Source organism: Methylocaldum sp. GT1BB (genome assembly GCF_051027545.1).
Lineage (GTDB): Bacteria > Pseudomonadota > Gammaproteobacteria > Methylococcales > Methylococcaceae > Methylocaldum.
On sequence record NZ_CP194902.1, the window covers coordinates 2,827,340 to 2,850,834 of the forward strand.

19 protein-coding genes are annotated in these 23,495 nt (G+C 58.7%); 18 read left to right on the plus strand and 1 reads right to left on the minus strand.

The genetic code is table 11. The features are described 5' to 3' along the window. The first annotated feature begins 379 nt into the window (after window positions 1-379). The 16 genes from ACR2TX_RS13995 (at window position 380) to eboE (ending at window position 19,652) form a co-directional block, all read left to right on the plus strand. Window positions 380-1,615: an inositol-3-phosphate synthase gene (locus ACR2TX_RS13995; protein WP_077728998.1), complete on the plus strand. Its 1,236-nt coding sequence runs from the start codon at window positions 380-382 to the stop codon at window positions 1,613-1,615. A gap of 39 nt (window positions 1,616-1,654) precedes the next feature. Continuing rightward, window positions 1,655-2,371: a hypothetical protein gene (locus tag ACR2TX_RS14000; RefSeq protein WP_077728999.1), complete on the plus strand. Its 717-nt coding sequence runs from the start codon at window positions 1,655-1,657 to the stop codon at window positions 2,369-2,371. A gap of 31 nt (window positions 2,372-2,402) precedes the next feature. Then, the gene (locus ACR2TX_RS14005; protein WP_077729000.1) at window positions 2,403-3,518 is read left to right on the plus strand and encodes a prenyltransferase/squalene oxidase repeat-containing protein; all 1,116 of its coding nucleotides are present in this window, start codon (window positions 2,403-2,405) and stop codon (window positions 3,516-3,518) included. Window positions 3,519-3,528: 10 nt separating this feature from the next. After that, on the plus strand, window positions 3,529-5,013 hold the full coding sequence (locus ACR2TX_RS14010) for a hypothetical protein (RefSeq protein ID WP_347259137.1): 1,485 nt from the start codon (window positions 3,529-3,531) through the stop codon (window positions 5,011-5,013). After that, a complete protein-coding gene (locus tag ACR2TX_RS14015) occupies window positions 5,010-5,483 on the plus strand; it encodes a hypothetical protein (RefSeq protein ID WP_156879306.1) in 474 nt (157 codons plus the stop codon). The genes ACR2TX_RS14010 and ACR2TX_RS14015 overlap by 4 nt, the downstream gene beginning before the upstream one ends. 257 nt (window positions 5,484-5,740) lie before the next feature. Next, window positions 5,741-6,760 carry a hypothetical protein gene (locus tag ACR2TX_RS14020; protein ID WP_434129870.1) on the plus strand — a complete coding sequence of 340 codons (1,020 nt, stop codon included), beginning with the start codon at window positions 5,741-5,743 and terminating at the stop codon, window positions 6,758-6,760. A 4-nt stretch (window positions 6,761-6,764) separates the two neighbouring features. Then, a complete protein-coding gene (locus tag ACR2TX_RS14025) occupies window positions 6,765-7,787 on the plus strand; it encodes an AAA family ATPase (RefSeq protein WP_434129872.1) in 1,023 nt (340 codons plus the stop codon). Continuing rightward, complete coding sequence (locus tag ACR2TX_RS14030; protein WP_434129874.1) at window positions 7,769-8,668, plus strand: DUF58 domain-containing protein; 900 nt, start codon at window positions 7,769-7,771, stop codon at window positions 8,666-8,668. Before ACR2TX_RS14025 ends, ACR2TX_RS14030 begins: the two co-directional genes overlap by 19 nt. After that, window positions 8,661-10,232 (plus strand): BatA domain-containing protein, encoded by a 1,572-nt coding sequence (locus tag ACR2TX_RS14035; RefSeq protein WP_434129876.1) that lies wholly within the window; start codon window positions 8,661-8,663, stop codon window positions 10,230-10,232. The genes ACR2TX_RS14030 and ACR2TX_RS14035 overlap by 8 nt, the downstream gene beginning before the upstream one ends. Before the next feature lie 6 nt (window positions 10,233-10,238). After that, window positions 10,239-12,725, plus strand: a complete 2,487-nt coding sequence (locus ACR2TX_RS14040; protein ID WP_434129878.1) for a VWA domain-containing protein — start codon at window positions 10,239-10,241, stop codon at window positions 12,723-12,725. Then, window positions 12,718-14,862: a TonB-dependent receptor gene (locus tag ACR2TX_RS14045; protein ID WP_133718204.1), complete on the plus strand. Its 2,145-nt coding sequence runs from the start codon at window positions 12,718-12,720 to the stop codon at window positions 14,860-14,862. Before ACR2TX_RS14040 ends, ACR2TX_RS14045 begins: the two co-directional genes overlap by 8 nt. Window positions 14,863-14,875: 13 nt before the next feature. Then, the gene (locus ACR2TX_RS14050) at window positions 14,876-15,724 is read left to right on the plus strand and encodes a sugar phosphate isomerase/epimerase family protein (protein ID WP_086135355.1); all 849 of its coding nucleotides are present in this window, start codon (window positions 14,876-14,878) and stop codon (window positions 15,722-15,724) included. Beyond that, a complete protein-coding gene (locus tag ACR2TX_RS14055; protein WP_156879311.1) occupies window positions 15,721-16,599 on the plus strand; it encodes a UbiA family prenyltransferase in 879 nt (292 codons plus the stop codon). The genes ACR2TX_RS14050 and ACR2TX_RS14055 overlap by 4 nt, the downstream gene beginning before the upstream one ends. 46 nt (window positions 16,600-16,645) lie before the next feature. Continuing rightward, complete coding sequence (locus ACR2TX_RS14060; RefSeq protein WP_434129881.1) at window positions 16,646-17,506, plus strand: EboA domain-containing protein; 861 nt, start codon at window positions 16,646-16,648, stop codon at window positions 17,504-17,506. A 26-nt stretch (window positions 17,507-17,532) separates the two neighbouring features. Further along, the gene (locus tag ACR2TX_RS14065) at window positions 17,533-18,411 is read left to right on the plus strand and encodes a TatD family hydrolase (RefSeq protein WP_347257728.1); all 879 of its coding nucleotides are present in this window, start codon (window positions 17,533-17,535) and stop codon (window positions 18,409-18,411) included. Further along, complete coding sequence (eboE, locus tag ACR2TX_RS14070) at window positions 18,408-19,652, plus strand: metabolite traffic protein EboE (RefSeq protein WP_434129883.1); 1,245 nt, start codon at window positions 18,408-18,410, stop codon at window positions 19,650-19,652. The genes ACR2TX_RS14065 and eboE overlap by 4 nt, the downstream gene beginning before the upstream one ends. Window positions 19,653-20,084: 432 nt before the next feature. Here the strand turns inward: eboE and ACR2TX_RS14075 are convergent, their stop codons facing one another. Continuing rightward, window positions 20,085-20,306, minus strand: a complete 222-nt coding sequence (locus ACR2TX_RS14075; RefSeq protein ID WP_434129885.1) for a hypothetical protein — start codon at window positions 20,304-20,306, stop codon at window positions 20,085-20,087. Between the two features lie 505 nt (window positions 20,307-20,811). On the opposite strand from ACR2TX_RS14075, the gene ACR2TX_RS14080 reads away from it, so the two are divergent. Together ACR2TX_RS14080 and ACR2TX_RS14085 are read left to right on the plus strand one after the other, a co-directional pair. Further along, on the plus strand, window positions 20,812-21,504 hold the full coding sequence (locus ACR2TX_RS14080; protein WP_077729015.1) for a hypothetical protein: 693 nt from the start codon (window positions 20,812-20,814) through the stop codon (window positions 21,502-21,504). A 102-nt stretch (window positions 21,505-21,606) separates the two neighbouring features. Further along, window positions 21,607-22,719: a patatin-like phospholipase family protein gene (locus tag ACR2TX_RS14085; RefSeq protein ID WP_077729016.1), complete on the plus strand. Its 1,113-nt coding sequence runs from the start codon at window positions 21,607-21,609 to the stop codon at window positions 22,717-22,719. Window positions 22,720-23,495 lie beyond the last annotated feature (776 nt).

Sequence of the window (23,495 nt, forward strand, 5' to 3'; positions counted from 1 at the left end):
ATCGGTGAGCTTTAAAACTTGGTCTATAGTTTGCTCTAAAATCAATCGAAAACTCTCTTCTCACGAAAGCCGACTCAATCTCTCTCCTGGGTCGGCTACTTTCTGGAACGGGTGAGCCGTGCGCGTTCTGGCTCGGAGTCCAAATTCCGACAGAGACACCTGCGCAGGTCCGGCGTCCGTACATCCAAGCCGCACGCTCGCCGGAGTTTCAAAGCCGGTAAACACCTGGGGCTGCTGGATCTACGGTCAGTGAGTTCTGTTGGTCAGAACTCTGACTTTTTGCCTGGTACGCATCGAGCGGCCTATTCGCTTCCGCAGCGGTCGTCCGCGCCTGAAAAGGATCGTGCCTCGATCAAAACGATAATAAGGTTTCATAAAAATGGTCTCGAAAACTGGAGTTTTCATAATCGGTGCCTTGGGGGACATCGCAAACACGCTGTTCGTGGGGTGTTCGGCGATACGGCGGGGATTAGTCTCCGGCGCCGGACTCGTCACAGACCTGACGCCTTTTGCCGATCTGAATTTGGTTGCCTTGGAGAATCTCGAATTCGGCGGGCACGACATTGCCGAGGGCTCCGTGCCGGAGTCCGCCGACCGCATTTACCGCGAGTCGCGGACCTTTTCGCGGGAAATTCTGGATGCGGTTCAGGCCGATCTGCAACGCATCAACGGTAACGTCGTCATCGATTCCTCCCTGCAATGGAACGTATTGAGTCCGTCAGACCGTCTGCCGCCGCTCGATGCGCTGATTGAACGGATGCGGGGCTATCTGCGCGGCTTCATCGACAAATTCGGTTTCGATCGTGTGGTGCTGGTCAATCTGACATCGGCCGAGCCGAATCCGCCGCTATCTGAATATCACCTGGATTTGACCGCTTTCGAAAAACTCCTGAGCGAGGACAGAAAGGATTTGATTTCGCCGGGCATGGCCTGGGTCTACGCGGGCTTTTCCGAAGGCTGCGCTTACGTCAACTTCACCCCCAATCTGGGTGCGAACGTGGCGGCCCTGCAGCAGCTCGCCGAGGCGAAAGGCGTATCGTACTGCGGCAACGACGGCAAAACCGGCGAAACGCTGGTGAAAACGGCGCTGGCGCCGATGTTCGCCTGCCGCAACCTTCGCGTCATGAGCTGGGAGGGCTATAACCTACTCGGCAATAACGACGGGCGGACACTGAACGATCCCGACAACAGCAAAGCGAAAATCGGCAATAAGGAAGCCGTTCTGGAGAGAATACTCGGTTATCCGGTTCAAGCGGGAGTTTCCATCAATTTCGTGCCTTCCTTGGGCGATTGGAAAACGGCGTGGGACTTGATCCACTTTCAGGGATTCATGGATGTGCCCATGACGATGCAGTTCACCTGGCAAGGCTGCGATTCCATACTGGCCGCTCCCTTGGTACTGGATCTGATCCGTCTGATCCATTTCGCCGGCTGTCAAGGAGAGTCCGGACCGACGCCACACCTCGCCAGTTTCTTCAAGAATCCGATCGGCGTGGCCGAGCAGTCGTTATCCGCCCAGTTCGGGCTGTTGCTCGAGTACGTCGAGCGCCATCGGTCCAAAATTGCAGCCCAGTCAGGCGGTAAGCACCTCGCCGGATTAAGGGCAGCGACTTAGGGAATTCACGGCTAACAGCACGAAGGATGATAGCCGGCTATGTGGCGCGGAAATCCACTGGTGGCCATGATCCCGCCGTATCTGCTGGGAATCGGGATCTCGCTGCTGATGACGCTCGATTTTTGGCGTGGCGGCGAATCGGGTTCTTCCATGCATGCGCTATTTCTGTATGCGATAGTCGGCACGGCGGTCGGCTATATTCTCTACCCTGTCAAATCGTCGGTTTGTTCTAGCCCGCTCCTGGCCATTTTCGTCTGGAGTTCCGGAGCCGCCATTAGCGTCTTTGCGTTTTGGCTCGTGGTTTCGGTCACCCTGGCCCTGCCGCTGGTCATTCGGCTCGGCCTGGCCATCGGACTGATCCAAGCCACCATTCTTCTCTTGAGACACGTGATCGGCCGACGTTTTTCACAAGCTCGCGCCGGCGTTCTCGTCGCGGCTCTGACGATACTCTGCGCCTCATCGCCAATATGGCTGAGCCCATGGCTGGAATGGTCGGGCGAGCACAGCCCGTTGATGGATCTGGCATTGGCCATGAGCCCGCCGACCTGCTTTGCCGTGGCGCTTGACTACGATTACTTGCGGAGCCCCTGGTTCTACAAGCACACGGCCTACGCCATGCACCGATACGAATACCCTTCGGCGGGCCTACTGATTTTCGTTTACGGATTCCTGTGTCTGGCTGCGGTACGGATAGACCGCCGATTCCGGAAAAGCAGTCCGAACGAACCGTTTGGAAAATTCCAACATGATACGTAATCGTCCGTTAATCCGAATAAAGAGCCAAACCATGAAATATCTGCCTATATTGGTCGCGTTGATGATGTCGGCGACGACGGTTTCCGCTGCCGCCAAGGAAACGAATAAATCGACGTCACGGAAAACCATCGAAAAGACCGTGATGCAGCAGGATGAAAAGCTCGCGGAAGAGGCCAAGCGTGCCATCGATCGAGGACTTCATTATCTGCGCGAGAATCAGGCGGAAGATGGTTCCTGGTCCAAGAACGTCGGCATAACCGCCCTGGCGCTGCGGGCATTTTTGGAAAGCCCCCGGAAATACACCGAGGACGACGGCGCCTTCATTACCAAGCCTGTCCAATACGTTCTATCCCGTGTTCGAGAGGACGGGGCGATCAGCGGTGAAATGCAGAATCTGAGCTACAACACAGCAGTCGCCATTACGGCGCTTCAGGCCACCGGAAATCCGAAGTATCAAGAGGCCATCAAAGGCGGCCAGAGTTTCCTGAAAAAACATCTGATCGACGAGGGGGAGGGCTATTCGAAGGACCATAAATATTATGGCGGCATAGGCTATGGCGGCGATGAACGCCCCGACCTCTCCAACGCCTACCTGGCGCTCGAGTCGCTGAAAGCCACGGCCTTGGATCCCAAGGACCCGGCCTGGGAAAAAGCCCTGGTGTTCATCAACCGCTGTCAAAACCGCAGCGAAAGCAACGACCAGACTTGGGCAGCCAACGACGGCGGCTTTACCTATATGCCCGGATACAGCCCGCACGAAGCCACCGCCTCCTATGGCGGCATGACCCACGCGGGTCTGCTCAGCCTGCTGTTTGCCGGCGCGGACAAGCAAGATCCGCGCGTTCAGGCGGCTTACGACTGGATTCGTAACCATTACAGCGTCGACGAAAATCCCGGAGCGCCTAATAAGCAGGGTCTTTATTACTATTACAACGCTTTTGCGAAGAGCATGTACGCCTACGGGGAAGCGGAAATTACCGACGGGAAAGGAAGCAAGCACAATTGGCGGGAAGATTTGATGCGCAAGCTCGTCAGCCTTCAGAATCCAGACGGTTCCTGGGTCAACTCGACCACGAAATGGTGGGAGGGCGACAAGAATCTGGTCACGGCATGGAGCATCATTGCGCTCAATTTGGCAGTGCGCTGAGTTTGACGCGATGATCGGCCGTCCGCTTCTGAAGTTGCTTCCCGTCTTCTTGGCGTTGAGCCTCGACGCGGGAGCGGACGAGCCGGAACAACTGACAGCGAAAATCGCTTGGGGCGGGTATTTTCGGAGCGGCGTCCGGACCGAGATCGGGCTCACCCTGATTTCCGCCGAGGGAGGCAGGGCCGCCGTTCGGCTCGTCTCCGGAGATACGGCCCCGATCGACGCGGCATTAGCGGTAGACCCCGGCACTCCCCGGTTTATCTCGATACCCGTCACGCCGTCCGCGGAACAACCGATTCGGATAAGCGGTTTCCTGCCGAACCGTCGGACTTTCGAAGCGGAGATCGCGGCCTCGTACCCGATCAGCGGCAGGGCGGTGGCGGTCGCGGCCGAAGGCGTCGAGACAAATAGCCTATTGGAATCCCTGGCCGGAACCGCCGCGGTCATAAGCGCGCACGCGTCCGACTTGCCCAGAATGGCTCAATCCTACCAGGTCGTCGACATGATTCTCCTGGGCGACCGGGAATTCGCCGAGCTCGATCCGGAGCAGTTCGAGGCTCTGTCGGACTATCTCCGGGATTGCGGGCGTCTCGTATTTCTGGGAGCGGAGGAAACCTGGGAAAACCTCGAAGCCGAGGCGGGATGCGGAGGTGCGTTCGCTATCCGCGCCGAACATCCCGGCCAGGGGGCGGAGCTTGCCGGTGAACTGCTCGACCGCGCGCAGCCGTCTCTGCCCGGCATTCAAGATCTCCGGGATTTGTCCGCGGCGCAGCCTCCCATGGCCTTGCGCACGGCGGCCGTTCTATTGTTTTGTTATTTCACCGCCTTGAGCGTGGCCGGCCTCACATCGTCGCGTCCCTGGCCCCTGTTTTTATTGCCCTTGGCTTTCAGCGCCTTGGCCGCGGCTTTGCTGACCGGCAAGCCGCCGGAGATGCGGCTGACCGGCTGGACCGAAACCAGCGTGGGAGACGACAACGCCCGTTTCGTCGCGCTCCTGACCGTGTCGGGCACCGGCCGCTGGCGAGGCAGGCTGCCGGCGCCGATCAAATTCTGGCTACCGAAGGCAGAGACCTACCCGGACATTCAATTGGACATCGACCGGCCCGAAACTCACGGGCTGGCGCTAAAGACCGAATTGTTTTCGTACGACGAACTGCTGTTTCGGGGAACCATCCGCCGATTCCATCCGCCATTGACGCTCGATCTCGACCAGGATGCCGTCGCCGTCGCGAATCCCGGCGGAACGACTCAGCCGGCTGGACTGCTAGCCTGGGACGGCAAGCTGTTCGCTCTGCCGTCATTGCGTCCCGGCGAGCGCTGGTCTGCCGAGAACCAAGCTCCGGTCGCTCCTGACAGTCCCGAAGCCTACAAGCTGCGCCCCTACCTAAATCGGGATCGGATGGCGGCGCTGCTTATTCCCTATGCATCGCGCCTGTGGCGCGGGAACGAAGTGCCGGGCGATGCGGAATGGCTGCTTATCAAGGCCCGCTTATGAATTCGGTTCGCTTCGGTTTGTTGATGGCGCTGTTGTGCTGCGGACCCGTACTGATCTGGACGGCCGGACAATTAATGTCGGATTCGACGGCAGCGTCGGCGAAAACGGATGAGACGTTGAGAACTGCCGTCGAAGCGTTGTGGCTGGTTCAAGCTTGCGCGGCGGCGCTGATGGCAACGATGCCGGTCGAGAATGATCCGATTGAACACGCCCAAGGAATGCTGGCGTTCTGGCTCGTGCCGCTTCCCTTGCTTACCCTCGTTTGGGCAGGCGGTGCCGCGGATGCATGGATGTTGGCGAGAGGATTGGCGGCGGCTCTCGCATTCTCGTCGGCGCTTCTGGCCATTAATCGCGGGCTCGGGAGGATCAGTCACAGCTCTCCTTGGCCGTGGCACGGCGTCTTGAGTTTGGTGCTCGTCTATTTCGTCTGGCGGTTCGACAAGGTATGGCTCGGCTGGATCACCTATTAGAGCGTTTTTCACCCCGGTTTAGCCGTACAGGTCGGAAGATCGTAGGTCGGCAACCCATTGCCGACGCACAAGATCGGCAAGGGGCTTTGTCGGCAAAGGATTGCCGACCTACATTTGGGCTCCGCTACGCCGAATCCGAAAATGCACTAGTCGATTGCCCGAACCTTTCCGCGCTGCTTAAGACAACAGCTGCGCGGCTTCGGTGGTGCGGCGCGTGGAATCTGTTCCGAATCGGGTCATGGTGTTCCGCTGTGCTTATGGCTCTGGCAGGGGCCGTTCATCTCGGGCTACGTCCGCTGCCGCTTTCTGCGACGTTTGCGATTTCGTTACTGCCCGTACTGTTTCCTCCCGTGTTTTTCATGTGCTTTTCCCGTTCCGATTATCGGAAAGCCGCAAAACGACTGGACGAAACATTCGACGGCAAGAACCTGTTCATTACGAGCCTCGATCTTGCGCTCCAGGATTCCGTCGACCGGAGCCGCATGAGGTTTTATGTGCTCGAGCAAGCTGAATTGTCCGCCGCCTCCTGGAAACAACATCCCGAGCGACTGCCCCGCCTCGAGCGCTGGTCCAATGCCTGGATACCGCTCGGACTGGGGCTGGGCGGCTTTTTCGTGCTGTTTTCCGGGGGCGCGGACCGAACATTTCCGGTTGCGCCCGATGGGAGGACGCCCCTTGAACAAGTCGGACAATTCACGCCGGAAAAGCCGATTTCGTTTTCCGAAAATCCCGATACCCACTCCAAGGTTTCGCAATTCGTTGCGGCGAGCAGTCTTCGTGAGGAAACGGAGCGAAATCCTCGACTAGCGCAGCCGCCGAAATCCCATACGAGCGAAACGCCGATTCGGAACGCCGCGAGTGCGAAAAACTCGGGACAGGAAACCGGGGGACGACAGCCCATAAGGTACATGCCGCCGCCGGATCGATCCGGCGGGCAGTCGACGACATCGGATCACGTATCGCCCGATGATCGGGCCGCTCAAAAAACCTCTGCGGCGGGCGAGGGCTCGGATTTTTCGAGAACCTACGGCCGTAGCACGGAGCAAGCGGAACTCACGCTTCGTTGGACCGACCTCGAACGGGGCAAAGGCGAACACGCTTCGAACCGGCGCCGGGCGCTGAAGCACAGTTCGGTAACGCGGCCGGCATCGGGGGAGCTCGCACCGCCGTCCGGGGCGTCCAGACACGGAGAATCGCGAGCATTCGTTCCCTTGTCTCCGGCCATGCGCCGCTATTCGGACCGCTACTTTCAATTTTTGACGAAACACTCGGATTGACACCATGGCGCTATCGACTTCCCGTCGTGCGGACCCGGATATCGGAACGGCAATCAAGCATTTCCGGGATGATATGAATCGGCTGTGCGAATCCCTGGCCCGGGTCATCGTGGGCCAGGAAGCACTGATCCGGGATATGGTCAGCGCGATGCTGGCGGGCGGACACATTCTGCTCGAAGGCTATCCCGGCCTCGGCAAGACCCATCTGGCCAAGGGGCTGGCCTGCTGTATCGGGGTTGCCATGTCGCGGGTGCAGTGCACGCCCGATCTGATGCCCGCCGATATCACCGGGAGCGAAGTTCTGCTGAGAGCCGAGGATGATCGCGAACACCGTCTGGAGTTCCGGCCGGGGCCGATCTTCGCGCCCATGGTACTGGTCGACGAGATCAATCGTGCGACTCCGAAAACGCAGGCGGCTCTGCTGGAAGCCATGCAGGAGCGGCAAGTGACCGCCGCCGGCAGAAGCCATCCTCTACCCGATCCGTTCTGGCTCATCGCCACCCAAAACCCGATCGAGATCGAAGGGACCTTTCCTCTTCCCGAGGCGCAAACCGATCGGTTTCTGTTCAAGTTGTCCGTGGGGTACCCGGCGGTGGACGCGATGCTCAGACTGATCGACATCTCCCTGGACGAAGAACCCACCGAAAACATGAACGCCGTGATCTCGCTTCAGCGGATCAGCGAGATGATGGCCTTGTGCCGCGAAGTCGTGATCGCCGACGAGATGAAGCGGGCGGCGGTTTCCTTGGTACTCGCCACTCATCCCGAGCACGGTGCGGGCAGCGAGGAGGCGCGCCGTCATTTTCGTTACGGCGCGAGTCCGCGGGGCTTGCAGGCTCTCTTGCGGGCCGCGCGCGTCCGAGCTTTGCAAAGCGGACGCGGGCACGTGGCTGCGGACGATATCGCCGGCGTAGCGCTGCCGGCTTTGCGGCACCGCGTACTCCTCAACATCGAAAGCGAAATGGACGGTATCGCGATCGACTCTGCACTGGAGAGAGTGATCGGCTCATGGCGACGTTCGATCTAGAGGAATGCTTTATCGATGAGCCGACCCTCCGCAGACTTGCATCCGTAGCCGGACATCTGTTCCGCGGCCGGGCGGCGGCTCTGCCCGGACGTCGTCCAAGGCGTGGCCCCACCGCATCCGGCAATGATTTTCTGGGTTATCGCGACTATCGGGCCGGCGACGATCTGCGAGCCCTCGATTGGCGCGCTTCGGCGCGCGCCAGGCATCTCCAGGTGAAGCAATTCGGAAGCGAATTGTCGACACGGTGGTTCATCTGCCTGGATCGCAGCGCGTCCATGCGTTTGCCGGAAAGCGGCAAGTGGGCGCTGGCCTCGCATCTGACGGCAGCTTTCGCCTATGTACTGCTCCACGCGGGCAACCGGGTCGGTCTGATCGTCTTCAGCGGCGGAATCGATACGCTGTGCGCGTCCGGAAGCGGGCGGGAACAATACACTCGGCTGCTGGACGCCGTGCGTCACTGCCGACCCAGCGAGGAGGGGGGCGGCTCGAACCTGGCCGCCTGTATCCCCGCCCTGCGCGCCGACGCGTCCGTGTTGGTGATCAGCGACTTGTTGACCGAGGACGGCATGCGGCCCGCCTTGGACCTTCTGCTGCGGCGCGGCCACGAAGTGCAGGTCGTGCAGACGCTCTCGGCCGAGGAATGCACGCTGCATCGGACCGGGCCGACGCTTATCCGGGACGTCGAAAACGGCGTCGGTCTGCCCGTCGATGCTTCGGAATCCGGCCGAGCCGCCGCCCAAACTAGCTTAAACCGGTTTAGAGGATCGTCGGACGCGTATTGCCGCCGACGCGGCATACCGTTCAGTTCGTGCGAGACCTCGCGGACCTGGGACCGATGGCTGATCGATCACATCGGAAAACTCGAGGCCTCGAATGATTGAGTGGTCCTCGCCCGGCTGGCTCTGGGGCCTCGTCGTTCTGCCGCTGGTTTGGGCTTTGCACAAACTGCGGGCCAGACGCGGAGAACTTGCGGTGTCCGCCGTTTTTCTGTGGCGATTTGCGGCATCCGAAGAAACAACGGGAAGCCGCTGGAGTTCCGCCGATCCGGCGTGGCGCCGCCGTGCTCTGATCCTCGCCCTGCTGATTCTCGCCGAGGCCGGAGCCCGCTGGACCGATTCGCGCTCTATCGAAATCTGGCTGGACGACTCCGTAAGCATGCTGGTCGACGAGGGTGAAGCGAAGCGCCACGAGATGGCCTTGCAGGTTTTGCGCGAAGCCCTGGAAGACTTGTCTCCCTTCCGGGCGGTCATTCATTCGTTGACGTATCCCGGCCGTTCCGTCCGTTTTGATTCCTTATCCGCGAATCGCTGGGAAGGGGAAGTCGACAGTTGGTTTCAAGATCCCGGACCGGGTGTCCAGATGCCTCTGGCGATGGAAATGAGTCCCGACGCCGTTCATTGGCTGGTCACCGACGGGGCTGATTCCGATGTAAATCGCTGGGCGGATACCGCGCAATTGAGTCGTATCGTGCAAGTTGGCAGGGCGCGCGACAACCTGGCGCTCACCGCTCTCGCTCTGCGGCCGTCGCTCAAGAGCGAGAACGGATTGAACGGCGTTCTGGAATTGGCGAACACGGGCGATGCGGAAGCCCGGCGGACGATCGAGCTTTACGTGGGCGAACGTATGCTTCGAAGCTGGTCGGTGGTCGTATCGAGCGGAGGCACCGAAACGCTTGCATTCGATCTGCCGGACCCGGTCGACAGTCCGCTCATCGCGCGCAGCAAACCGGCCGATGCGCTCGCTTACGACGACGAATTGGCCCTGGCTTATCCGCAAAGAGTTCGTGCACGACTTTTCGGCGCTTGCGGGCGTCACTTATCGACGGCCTTGAGCGTGCATCCCGCCCTGACGTTTCCATCGGGCGACGGAAACGATGTCGATCTCGCCGTCGTCTGCGGAAACGGCGAAGCCGGCGCGAGCCGGGCGCGGCTTCGTTTTCAACGAACGGGGCGTTCCCACACCCTCGGCAAACCGGTCCTGTGGATATCCGGGGCGCGAGAACTGAAACACGTGTTTCTCGACCACCGATGGCTACGCGCTTTTCCCGCCGGTGCGTTTGGCCCGGATTCCGGCAAGGCGCTCCTCGCTGCGGGATCGGAGTGGCTGATCGCCTCTAACGAAAATCCCAGTGAGATTGATGTTCGCCTCGACATGGAATTTCAGGCGTTCGCGGAACAGCCCGAATATCCCGTGCTGATCGCCGGATTGATCGAACGGCTCTTGCCGGAGGCGCGTCTCGACCGGGTGCATGCGGCCCGGCGCTCGCGCGGCGAATCGCGGATAGCCCCCTTACCGATGCCCGAACCGATGGCTGCGCCGGATCGGATTTCAGGCGGAGCCGGTGTCGATCTGAGTCCTTATCTGATCATCGGAGCGATTGGGCTGCTGGTGCTGGATATGCGGCGATGCATCGGGCGGGCGGAAAAATTCGCCAAGCCGGTTTGAACGCCCATGACCGGTGATATCCCGTTATCTCGCGCTCTGTACGCCCGCTTGGGCGTTTTGGGCCTTTTGCTGCTGGCTCTGTTCAATCCGACGATATCCCGGAATACCGCCATCGAAGAGTTTTTCATTCTCCTGGACGACTCCGCGAGCATGGGGAACGGACTCGATACGACATGGCCGGTGTTGGCGCAACAGCTCGCCGAAGCTCCGGGCGCGGAACTCCATGTCATCCGTTTCGCCGCCGCAGCGGTCGACGATTACTCCGCATCCATAGACGGACAGAAAGAGCGGGAGAAATTACTGTCGTCACCGAGTTATCCGCGGCGGCTGCCCTTGGACCGTAGCGCCACCGATCTCGAGACGGCTTTGCGAGCCGCGCTCCGGCGGGTTCGCCCCGATCGGTCATCCGCCCTGCTGGTGGTCAGCGACATGCGTGAAACCCGTGGCCAAGCGGAACATGCCCTGAAAATAGCCGCCGCATCGGGAATTCCGGTCTACGGCTTTATTCCATCCGGTGAAGCCGACCCTGGAGATGGCGCGATTCTGGACCTCCAATACCCGACTTACGTTCATGCCGGGCAGAAGATTCCTGTCATCATTCGCGCATCGGGCTCTCCCTCGACGACGGGGCGGCTGGCCTTGCGGGTGAACGGGCAGGATCGCGAAAGCATCGAAATCGATTTCGGGCGACGGGGCGAAAACGTCGCCCAGATTCCGATCGACCCCTGCCCACCGGGCATATGCAGGCTCGAATTCTCACTTGAATCCGGCACGGACCGGAATTCCCGCAATAACGCACGTATCGCACTGGTCAATGCAGTCGACCCGCGGCCCATCCTTTACGTCAGCTCGGCAAACCGCCCGCCGCCCGCCGCGCTCGGTCTACAGCGAATAGGGCGGGTCGTGCGGATCATCCCGCCGGTGGAGTTTCCCCGGCGTGAGCTCGACATGCAAAGCTGGGGCGCAGTGGTTTTGGACGACGTGGCCATCGGCGACATGGTTCCGGATGCCTGGTCGGCCTTGATCGACGGCGTGCGTCGGTCGGGGCTTGGGCTCCTGGTGCTGGGCGGTGCGAACAGCTTCGGCGCAGGCGCTTACCGCCATTCGGCCCTGGAGAAAATCTTGCCGGTGACGGCCGAAGGCCGGGACACCCAGCAGGCGGCATCGGTTTTATTCCTGCTCGACAAGTCGGGCAGCATGGACCAGGACCGCGGCGGAGTCAGCCGCTTGGGCATGGCCCGTCGAGCCGTGCTGGAAACGGTCCGGGGTTTATGGGAGAGGGACCGCGTAGGTCTCACCGTATTCGACGCCGGCGTTCACGAGGTCCTGCCTCTCGGCGTTTACGAGGAGCCGGCGAAAATGCTGGAACGGACTTTGGCCTTCACGCCTTCCGGCGGCACCCGCTTGCTGCCGGCCCTCGAATCCGGGGTCGAACGTTTGTCACACGACGGGACCGAAAGGCGCATCCTGGTGCTGGTCAGCGACGGCCGCTTCCTGGAGAGCGATTTCGGCGGCATCGAGAAAAAACTCGCGGACGCCGATATCGAAGTGATCGCTCTGGCAGTGGGCAACCAAGCCGCAATGCCCGCGCTCGAGCGGCTCGCCCGTATGGGGCGCGGCAAGGTCATGCACGTTCGGCAATTGGCCCAACTTCCCCGGCTCATGCGGCGCGAAGTGGAAAAATACCGCGATGCGGCGGAATTGGGAAACGTCGCTCCCCAATCGCGAAAAACGCTGCCTTTCTTTACCGATGTCGTGTCTTGGCCGGTCTTGTCCGGGTATATGGTCACCAGCCCCCAACCTGAAGCGACGGTCTTTCTGGAATCGCCGAACGGCGATCCGCTGCTGGCGGTCAGGCAGGCCGGCAGCGGTAAGGTCGCGGTTTTTCCGGGGGGCTTGAACGCGTGGGCCCCGGCTTGGCTGGCGTGGTCCGACTGGGGGCGTTTTTTCGGCGGTCTCATCGATTGGATCAGTGCCGCCACCCTCAGTCCCTTGCTGCATGCCCAAATCCATGACCGTCCGGGCCGTCTGGAGCTGGAACTCGAAGCTTTGGCTTCCGATAAGAGCGAGTGGGCCGAGTACCCGGCGGTTGAGTCCGTCGTCACCACGCCTTCGGGCGGCACGTACCGGATTCCCCTGAATCGCATCGCTCCCGGCCGCTATCGGGGCGATCTGCCGGTCAGTCTGCCGGGTATCTATCGCGCGGTATTCAAAGCCGGGGACCGGAGCTTGCAAACAGCGGCCGTGCATGAATCGGAGGAAGAGGCCGGTTCTTCCGGAAACGGCGAGGCGCCGGGGGATAGATGGTCTCGGGAAGGATTGATTCGCCCTTGGCCGGCAACCGGCGAAATCGGTCCTGAATCGCCGGCTTCCATGCGCTTGCGCCCCCTTTTGGCGGGGTTGGCGGGCGCGAGCTATCTGTTGCTGCTGGTTTGCGAAAGGGTCGGCGGTTTTCGGGGGTTTTTGTGCAAGAAGACAACAAAAAATGACTAAGCATCCCTTTACCTTCACATTGCTGACGATCAGCCTGATCAATGGATCTACGGCCGGTGCCGATACGGCAAAGCGGGACTCACTATCGCCCGGAACCGAGTTCTTCGAATTTGCCCCGATCATGATCACCGGTACCCGGACCGATAAGCCCGCTTTCGATCTGCCTTACAGCACCGAGCGCGTCACCGACGGGGATATTCAGAACCGCCGCATGTCACGGACGGTGCCCGAAGCACTTAGCGGGATGCCGGGGGTTATGGTGCAAAAGACCGGCCACGGCCAGGGTTCGCCATTTCTGCGCGGCTTCACGGGTTTCCGGACCCTGTTCCTGATCGACGGCATCCGGCTCAATAATTCGGTCTTCCGCGACGGTCCCAACCAATACTGGAACACTGTCGATCCGCTCACCGTCCGGAGCTTGGAAGTCATCAAGGGGCCGAGTTCCGTGCTTTACGGCAGCGATGCCGTCGGCGGCACCGTCAATGCTTTGACCCGCGGCCGCGATGAGTACGGCGACGGTTTTCTGTGGGACCGGCGAGTCTATTATCGTTTCGCCGATGCCGAGGACTCCCACACCGGCCGGGCGGAAATCAGCGGCAGTTGGGATCAGCGCATCGGCTTCCTGGCCGGCGCGTCGATCAAGAGCTATGGAGATTTGGAGGCAGGCGAGCCTACCGGCAAGCAGCCGATGACCGGCTACGACGAGCAGGATGCCGATTTGAAGCTGGAGTATTTCCTCAATCCAGACCACAAGTTCGTGCTGGCTCATCAGAGGGTCGATCCGGACAATGCGTGGCGTACGCACAGAACCGCGTTCGGCAAGAGTTTCGCCGGCACTCAAGTCGGAACCGACCGGGAACTCTCCTTGGATCAGTATCGGGAGCTGACCTATCTCCAGTACCATGGCAGGAATTTCGATTCTTTCGTGGACGGCGCTCGGGTCAGCGTTTCCTATCATCTCCAGAGCGAGGACCAGTTGCGGGTCCGGAACAATCTTCGCAGCGAGCGAAACGGATTCGACGTGGGCACCACCGGCTTTTTCGCCCAGCTCGACAGTTTTAGCCCGGTGGGGTTTTGGACATACGGCGTCGAGTACTACCATGACGAGGTGCGTTCCTATCAGAATAACTACAATGCCGCCGGGCGGTTGACATCGAAGGAAATTCAGGGCCCGGTCGCCGACGATGCGCGCTACGACACGCTGGGGGTCTTCGTTCAGGACGATATCAGGCTGATCGATTCGCTCGATTTGGTCATAGGCGGCCGTTACAACCACATCGAAGCGGGCGCCGATCGCGTCAAGCACCCCCTGACCGGCCGGCAGACACGGCTTGAAAGAAGCTGGGACAACGTGCTCGGGACTGTCCGAGCCACCTACCACGTCGACGATGCGGAACATTGGCACGTGTTCGGCGGCATCTCCCAAGGATTCCGCGCGCCGAACCTTTCCGACCTGACCCGCTTCGACATCGCCCGATCGGGGGAGTTGGAGACTCCGGCGCCAAATTTGAGGCCGGAAGACTTCATCGCCTACGAGTTCGGCATCAAGACCCAGCACGAAAACTTTTCGAGCCAGATTGCTTATTTTTACACCGACGTCGAAGACATGATCGTTCGAAAACCCACGGGCAGAACCGTGAACGGAAGCCGAGAGGTGACCAAGAGCAATGCCGGAGACGGATATATCCACGGCGTCGAAATCGCCGGGAGCTATCGGTTTCTGTCCCAGTTCACCGCGTTCGGCGCATTCACCTGGATGCACGGGCGTATCGACGGATATCCGTCGGCGAGTTCTTCTCCGACCGAGGAATACATCGATCGGCTGATGCCGACCATGGGCAACGTAGGGCTCCGATGGGATCATCCGGACGGCAAGTTATGGGCGGAAGGCGTGGTGACGGTCGCCGAGGAACAGGACCGGCTGAGTTCTTCCGATCGTGCCGACAATCAGCGCATTCCTCCGGGAGGAACGCCGGGCTACACGGTTTTGACGCTGCGCGGCGGCTGGCAAGTCTACCGCGACCTCAAGCTGAGCCTGGCCCTGGAAAACGTGACCGACGAAGACTACCGCATTCACGGATCGGGTCTGAATGAACCCGGCCGGAATTTCGTTTTGGCGGCCGACTGGAAGTTTTGATTGGGGGACTTAGATGCAGCTCGCGTATAGCACAAACGCCTTTACCCGCTTCGATTTGCCGGAATCACTCCGGCAAATCGCCTCGCTGGGATTCGCCGGCGTCGAGATACTTTGCGATCGTCCTCACTGGTTTCCGGGGCAGGTCGACCGCGGCGCGTTGGACGAAGTAAAGGCGATCTTGAACGAGACGGGACTGGGGGTAAGCAATCTGAATGCGAATACGGCCAATGGATACTATTCGCCTTCGCCGCCGGAAAACGTGTTCGAACCGGCTCTCACAAACCCGGACGAAAAGCTGCGGCGGTGGCGCGAAAACTACACCATCGAAGCTGTCCGGCTGGCCAGAGAGGTCGGCGCGCGCTGTGTGAGCGTGACCTCCGGCCGGCCGACGTCAGCCTGCGAACCGGAGCGGTCGATAGCCTATTTCGTCGAAAGCCTAGTCAGAATCTGTGGCGTGGCTGCCGATTACGGCGTTCGAATCGGCATCGAGTACGAACCGGGCTTGCTGGTCGAGCGGGCCTCCGAAGCGCTGGACGTGATCCGCGCCGTGGGTTCGCCTGTGCTCGGCGTCAACCTCGATATCGGCCACTCGTTCCTTGACGGCGAGCCTGTCGAGGAAACCGTTTCCGCTCTGGAGGGACGCATCTGGAACGTGCACGTCGAGGACATCAAAGACCGAAAACATTTCCATCGAGTTCCCGGCGACGGCGAACTGCCTTTCCAGCGTTACTTGCACGCCTTGCGGGGTATCGGCTACGGGGGATTTATTACCGTCGAACTCTACAGCTACCCCGATAAACCCGTGGAAGCGGGAAGCCGGGCGCTCGCTTATCTCACTGCGCTGTTGGGAGAAAACCCGTGATCGCCGAGAGAATCTGGCTGCCTTATTTGCAATTGGTGCGCATTCCCAACGCCTTTACCGCCGTTTCGAACAGCCTGGCAGCCCATCTGATTGCAACGGGTGGGCAGATACGCTGGGGAAGCTTGCTGCTTCTCATGCTGGCCTCGGCATTTCTTTATTCGGGCGGAATGGTCTTCAACGATTGTTTCGACTACGAGGAAGATCGCCGCGATCGTCCGTTCCGACCGCTCCCCTCCGGTCGAGTCCCGATTTCGACGGCATGGTTGCTGGGGGGGCTGCTCCTGGCGTTAGGCGTCGTCTCCGCGGGGATGGTCGGCGAGACTCAGTTGTATTGGGCGCTCGCGCTGGCCGCGCTCATCTTTATCTACGACGGCTTGGCCAAAGGGAGTGCCGTCGGCGCCCTGGCGATGGGCGGCTGCCGCTATTTGAACTGGGTACTCGGGTTGTCCATCGTCGATCTCGACGGCGCGCTGCTGTCCGTGCCCTTGGTGATCCTGATTTACGTGATCAGCCTGACTCGGCTCAGTTCCATAGAGACGTCCGGATTCTCCCGAAGGCCTATCGTGCAGTGCATTGTAGGAGTCATCGGCGCCGCTCTGCTTCTTGTCGGTCTGGTTATGTCGGGAACGCTGCCGCACGCTTGGCCTTTGGTCCTTTTGGTGCTCGCTCTATGGAGCGTTCTGCGGGAACTGATAGCGACCTACCGCGAGCCGACACCGGAGAGCGTGCAGCGTTCCGTCAAGAGCCTGGTGCTGGGCATCATTCCGCTCGACGCTCTGCTCGCTTTCTGCGGCGGACCTTGGTGGGGTGGAGTACTGGTGTTATCCTTCGTTTTGCCAAGCCGCCTGCTCGCCCGGCATATCAGGGTTACATAAACAAGAATCGATCGCTCCCGTGGCAGGCTTTTTACCGGATTCATCAATGACTGAGATGTTGAACAGCCTGGTCAGCGCGATTGGCGACGTTTGCTCCGACCAGCAGAATGACTGGCTGCGGGAAGCGCTGACTAAACTCGAGAACAGCAAAGCGCTGGCACCCGATCTCGGCCGGTGTTCAACCCAGGCCCGCCGGCAGCTTGGCCGCCAACCGCTTGGCGCCGGATATTCGCCTTTGATTAGCTCAGTCGGGCCGGTCGCGATAGATCACTGGGAAAGCGGCGACGCAGGCCGTATTGCCATGATTCTTCTATGTTTGCAGCGGGAGCCGGAGCAGGCGGAGACGCTGGTAACGAGCCTTTTTCGCCAAGGGGATGAATCCGAGCGTGCCGCGATCGTCAGAGGGCTGGCGCTGTTTCCTTCCGCCGATCGCTTGAAGCCCCTGGCGCTGGAAGCCGGACGTGCCAACAGCCTTGTACTGGTTTCGTCGATCGCACTGCTGAATCCTTATCCCGCGGCCTATTATTCCGATCGGGAATTCAATCAGATGGTGCTCAAGGCTCTCTTCGTACGCCTCAACGCCGATTTGATCTACGGTCTCGGACAACGCGTGAATTCCGAACTCTCGCGCATGTGCGAGGACTACGTCGACGAACTGTTGGCGGCCGATCGCGACGTGCCTCCGGAAATCTGGATGGCCCTTTTACCCTATGCCTCAGTGAAGGGTGTCGAGTTTGTAAGTCGTTATCTTGACGACCCGAATCCACTGCATCGGTACTACTCGGCGAAGGCCATGGTGCAGTCGTTAAAGCGGTTTCCGGAGCTGCGCGCCGCGCTCGATCAGCGGTTTAGCCTCGAAACGGACGAGCACGTGCGGGAAGTCCTAGGCGCCGCCGCAGGTGGTTGATATCAGTTGAAGTCCAGGAGTTTTTCATGCGCTATTTCGACCCTCACATCCATATGCTTTCCCGTACCACCGACGACTACGAGAACATGGCGGCCGCCGGCATCGTGGCCTTAGTGGAACCCGCTTTCTGGCAGGGGCAACCGCGTACCCAGCCGGGCACTTTTATAGATTACTTCGACTCGCTCGTCGGTTGGGAGCGGTTCCGGGCCAGTCAGTTCGGCATTCGGCATTATTGCACTATCGGACTGAACCCGAAGGAAGCCAACAACACGGCTCTAGCCGAAGAGGTCATGAAACTCATACCGCTTTATTGCGAGAAGGACGGTGTCGTCGGCGTAGGCGAGATCGGCTACGACGACATGACCGACGGGGAAGAGCGATTCTTCGCCGAGCAATTGCAAATCGCCAAGGACTTGAACCTGCCGGTGCTGGTGCACACCCCCCATCGGGACAAAAAACGCGGCACCGAGCGAACCATTGCCCTCATTCGGGAGATGCAAATGGATGAAGAAATGGTGTTGATCGATCATCTGAACGAGGAGACGCTGCCTTTAGTTTTGGAGACCGGCTGCTGGCGCGGGCACTCGGTATATCCACACACCAAAATGAGCGAGGAGCGCATGGTGGCCCTGTTGCAGAAATACGGGTTGGAAAAGATGGTCGTCAACAGTGCCGCTGACTGGGGGCGGAGCGATCCGCTCAAGGTGCCGAAGACGGGCGAAGCCATGCGTCAGGCCGGATTCAACGAGGATCAGATCGAATACGTACTGTACGTCAACCCAATCAACTTTTATGCGCAGAGTGGCCGCATTTCCCTAGAAGAAGTGGGACCTGTCAAAATCGACCAGACCCGACTCTGGGAGAACAATTCGGTGCTGCGCGGACAACTACCGGTCGTGCAGTGAGTGACGCATCTCGACCCAAATGGCATCGCCATGAGCTCACTTATTGCGCCAACGTTCACCCGGGAGAAACCTTCGACGAGGTTCGCCGCGTAATCAGCTATTCGGTCAATGGCGTGCGCGAGCGTCGCCGGATTGCATCCATGGGAACCGGGCTCTGGCTCAGCCAAAGCGTTGCGGCAGAGTTGCGGGAAATATCCCGGCAGGGCCTCGAATTTATCGATCTTCTCAATCGATGCAGGCTCGAACTCTTTACCTTGAACGGGTTTCCATACGGCGGATTTCACTCGATCTCGCTCAAGGAACGGGTCTACCTGCCCGCTTGGACGGAACCGGCACGTTACGATTACACCCTCGATCTCGCCCAATTGCTCGCGGCATGCTTACCGGAATGGCAAAGCGAGGCCACCATATCGACGGTTCCCCTTGGATACAGGTATGGGTGGACGATCGAGCAAACCCGAAAAGCGGCAGATACTTTGTGCAGACTTGCAGCAGCACTGGAACGGCTGCACGAAGTCAGCGGCAAACGTATCCGCGTGTGTCTGGAAATGGAGCCCGATGCTGCACTGGAGTCCACCGATGAAGCCATTGTTTTTTTTCAGCGCGATCTCCCGGAAGCGGCACAGCGCGCACGCCTGGAACCCGAACTGATTCGCGAGTACTTGGGCGTATGCCTCGATGTCTGCCACCAAGCCGTCATGTTCGAAGATGTTGCCGCGTCATTGGCTCGACTTCGAAACGCAGGCATTGAAATCGGAAAAATTCAGCTTTCCAGCGCATTGGAGGTCATCGACCCGTCGGACCCGGAAGTTCGGCAAGTTTTACAAGGTTTTGCCGAGCCGCGGTACCTTCATCAAGTACGTTCGCAACTTGGCGATGGACGGGTAATAGGTGCAAGGGATCTTCCCATCGTATTGAATGACTCCGCTTGGGCGACGCATGCACCTTGGCGTATTCATTTCCATGTCCCGTTACAAATCAGCGGGTTCGGAAATGGAGCATTAGGAACGACCCGTGATCAGATCGGTAAGGTGTTCGACTTTCTCAGGAACACGTCGGACTCAAAACCGCACCTGGAAATTGAAACCTACACCTGGCATGTTCTGCCCGAAGAGCTAAGACCCCAGACCGAGGACGGTCTTCTGACAAGCCTTGTGCAGGAAATTCAATGGGTTGAAGCAGAAATGAACGAGCGAGAGCTGCTTCATGGCTCGGAGTGTGATCAAGAAATAAGCATGTAAGACGAGGATATTCTTGATGCAACGGGTCTATCAAAAGGTAAAGGTCTGTGCCACGTCTCGATCCTGTCTAAGGACCTGTCTTCAAACCTAGCACTTGGTTAGAGCAGCGAGGTTTGAAAAGAATGTGGTCCAATGAACGAGGCGGCCATGTGCCAAGCGACTTGAAAGATGCGTATTGTCCTTTCTTGATCCCATCCGGTCCCTTTGCCGGTGTTCCAGCCGGCACAAAAAGGGGGAGCCGCGGTTATGTGCCGCCGGCAAGGAGGTGATCCCAAATCGCTTTCAATAAGGCATTAATTTTTGTAGGGTGGGTTAGGCCGCAAGGCCGTAACCCACCGAGCGACCTCGAATCGGTGGGTTACGCTGCGCTAACCCACCCTACGATTAATGTTCACTCGAATGCCGAATGGAATCAGACCGCTTGGTCGTGGCCTACATGCGCTTCAGAGAAACAACTCCATGCTCGGTTTTTTCCACCAACCCCTGCGCCAGCAGGTTTTTCCAATCGCGGCTTTCCGTAGCTGCAGAAACATTGCGGTAAATAGAGCGATACCAAAGATTGCGTTTAAGTTCATAAAGCTTAATTCCGCTCGGACGGGACGCCAAATATTCCAGTACCTGGTACTGTCGTGGGTTGATTTCTTTACTATTCAACAGCTTTTTAATGCTTCTAGTTTGGCCCCGACGCGAAACGTGAATGGTCCTGCCCGATGGGTTTCGACAGTGATGTCCGACATTGGTGAACACTTTTGTGCAAGTCAATATGCAAACGTATTATGTTGATTTTTTTATAAAAAAGAGAACTTCGCGCCAAATGATGCAAAGTTGTGTGCAAAGCATCTTGCTAGATGTCGCTTGTCACAAGACATGATCTTTTGATCAATCATCCGATAAAAACCCGGCCAAACCGGGTTTTCCGCCCGATAAACATAACCAAGAAGGAGAGTTAGCGGTGCTTCCCCCCCCGTAATTTCCTGTATTGATCGTGTAACGCCCCGAGCGCATTCTCTCGCCGGAGTGGGCAGCGAAATCCATCCTGGGGATTTCGAGGGCGATCATTCGGTCTTTGCCGAGACTGCCGATCGAGGAAACGCTCCGAATAACGGCGGCCTGAGTATGGAGAAGTAAGGGGCCGTGAGGCCAACAACAGGGAGGAACGATGGCAAAGGACGACAGCACCGAATCCGGCAAGACGGCCGCGTCCTCTGATGAGGGGACGGCGCAGCATCAAGCTTCTATGTCATACGAATATTGGCTGGACATCGCCAGCGCGATCCTGCTGTCGGTTGCGGCTCTGGCTTCGTCGTGGGCCGGTTACCAGTCCAAACGCTGGAGCGGCGTTCAATCGACCAACTACAACACTTCCTCCATACGGTGGGTCCAAGCGACCCGCATGTCCACGTTCGCCTATCTTTACCGATCCGTCGACCTGGAGCTTTTCATCGAGTGGCTCAATGCCTATAAGGACGGCGACGAAGAACGGGCGAGATTTTTCGAACAACGCTTTCGACCCGAATTCAGGCCGGCCTTCGAAGCCTGGGTGGCCAGCCGGCCGCTGGAAAATGCTGCCGCACCCAGCTCGCCCTTCGTCCTGCCGGAGTACCGCCAGGAACTTTCCGACCGGGCTGCTCAATTGGAACAGGAAGCGGGAACGGCTTCCGATCAGGCCCAAGCCGCCAACCAGCAGGGCGACGACTATGTACTCACAACGGTGATCTTTTCCGCCGCCCTGTTCTTCACGGGCATCGCCGCGCATTTCAGTAAGTTTCGGGTCCGCGTCGCATTGTTGAGCATCGCCGGGGTGATGGTTTTGGTTGGGCTGGGCCAGTTGGCGACCTATCCGGTTAGGTAGAAAGGCGAAACCACTCGGCCGGCCGTTGGTAAACCGGGGATCAGGACGAAATCACAATCCTGCTCATCATCTGCTTAACGCATTTTCGGAGGATTTTTCTCGATGAAACCCAAAGTTGCCATCGCCTGCCAGGGAGGCGGAAGCCAAACCGCGTTTACGGCCGGCGTCTTCAAAGCCCTTGCGGAAAACAATGTTCAAGATCATTTCAACATCGTCAGCATTAGCGGAACCTCGGGCGGTGCCATCTGCGGTTTCATGCTTTGGTACGCCTTGAAACACGGCGAAAAACCCTTTTGCAAGCGGGTCTTGGATTTCTGGAACGACAATACCGCCCAAACGTATCAGGAACGCCTTTTCAATGATTCCGTTATCCACTCGCTTTATCTGACGGGAAAGGGACTGATGCCCCAGTACAACGTGAGCCCCTCGTCTCCGGTGGCGCGCAGTTCCTTTTCGGTTGCGACTCTCGGTATTCGGAACGAATTCACGGATCTTCGGACGCTGTTGGAAACCCATATCGATGCAGACAAACTGGCCGCTCTGGGTCAGCAAACGGAGCCGCCGATTCTGATCATAGGCGCTTGCAATGTGCTCACCGGCCGACTGCATAAGTTCAGTTCATACCTCGAGCCGATCAAAATCGACTATCTCCTCGCTTCGGCGTGCGTTCCCAGCATCTTCCCGGCGGTGTCGATTGGCGAAATGGCCTATTGGGACGGGCTGTTTTCCGACAATCCGCCGATTTCTACTTTGATCGATCCCCGGTTCGTCGGCGCTCGAAACATCCCCAATGAAATCTGGGTGATTAAGATCAATCCAACCACGGCCGATGAAATCCCGGTCGCGCCGGACGACATTCTTGATCGCCATAACGAACTGACGGGCAACATATCCTTGTTTCACAGTCTGCGCCAAATCGAGCGGATCAACGATTTCATCGTCGCAGGAGCGTTCAAGGACGAATTTTTGGCCGAATTCGATATCAAGGAACCAATAAAGATTCCTCGATCGTTCCCCGACGATCCGGACGCGCCCTACCATATCCCGAGAATAGAGATGTCGGTCGAATTGGCGAAAAGCTTGAATTACGAAAGCAAACTCGATCGCTGCCCCGAACATATCGCCCGTCTCGTCCAGGATGGCGAAGAGCAAGGACGGCGGTTTTTGGAATCAAGGTTAAAACAAACGAGTTCCCGTCCGCCGATGGACCCATAAAAAACCCGGCTACGGGGTGCGAGCCGGGTTGTCGCCGAAGACAATCACAAGAATTGATGCGACATATTCAGCGTAGACCAAATTCTCCGGACGGCAAACCGTAATATCCCGGAATACGCATTAATACGCATTTCCGCGCGGGTAGCGGTGCGACAGAATGGCGCCGCCAACCAGGTTCACGGACGAACCGCCCCGACAAACGGGGCTTTTTTTATTCCCAATAAAAAACCCGGCCGAAGCCGGGTTAACTCAACACTCGTTGAAGTGGGAGGATAAGATATGCCGATAATCTTTAAGCAACGGTTGTGCCAGATATTGATCATCCGATAAGTGTTTGAACCATAGCGCAATTTTCGAAGGTATGATTCGGCCACGGAAAACGTATCCGCCAGCTATGCGCTAATATGGTGCCGCGCCGTCCATAGTGGTTCAGCGCGAACCGCAAATCCTCACGAAAAACTCAACGACTGCACTATAAGGGGCAAGCTTATGCCCCATCCGCGATCGTCTCGAATCTCCAAGAATCGTTTGGACGACGAGAACGGATTCGCCACCCGAATTTGTAAGAAGTCTCACAATTAATTACGGATTGTCGTGTTTGCCACTATCGGCATCGATCGGCATAAGTCCGCCAAGCGTTGATTTAAAGGCATTTTGGTCTGGATTTGCCATGGCATGAGGCATGCTTCCGAAGAACCAAATCATTGCCGAATGGCTGTACCCGAATGCGAATTCATCAAACCGAGGCCACCGTCAGTCGGTATTTCTCCACGAGT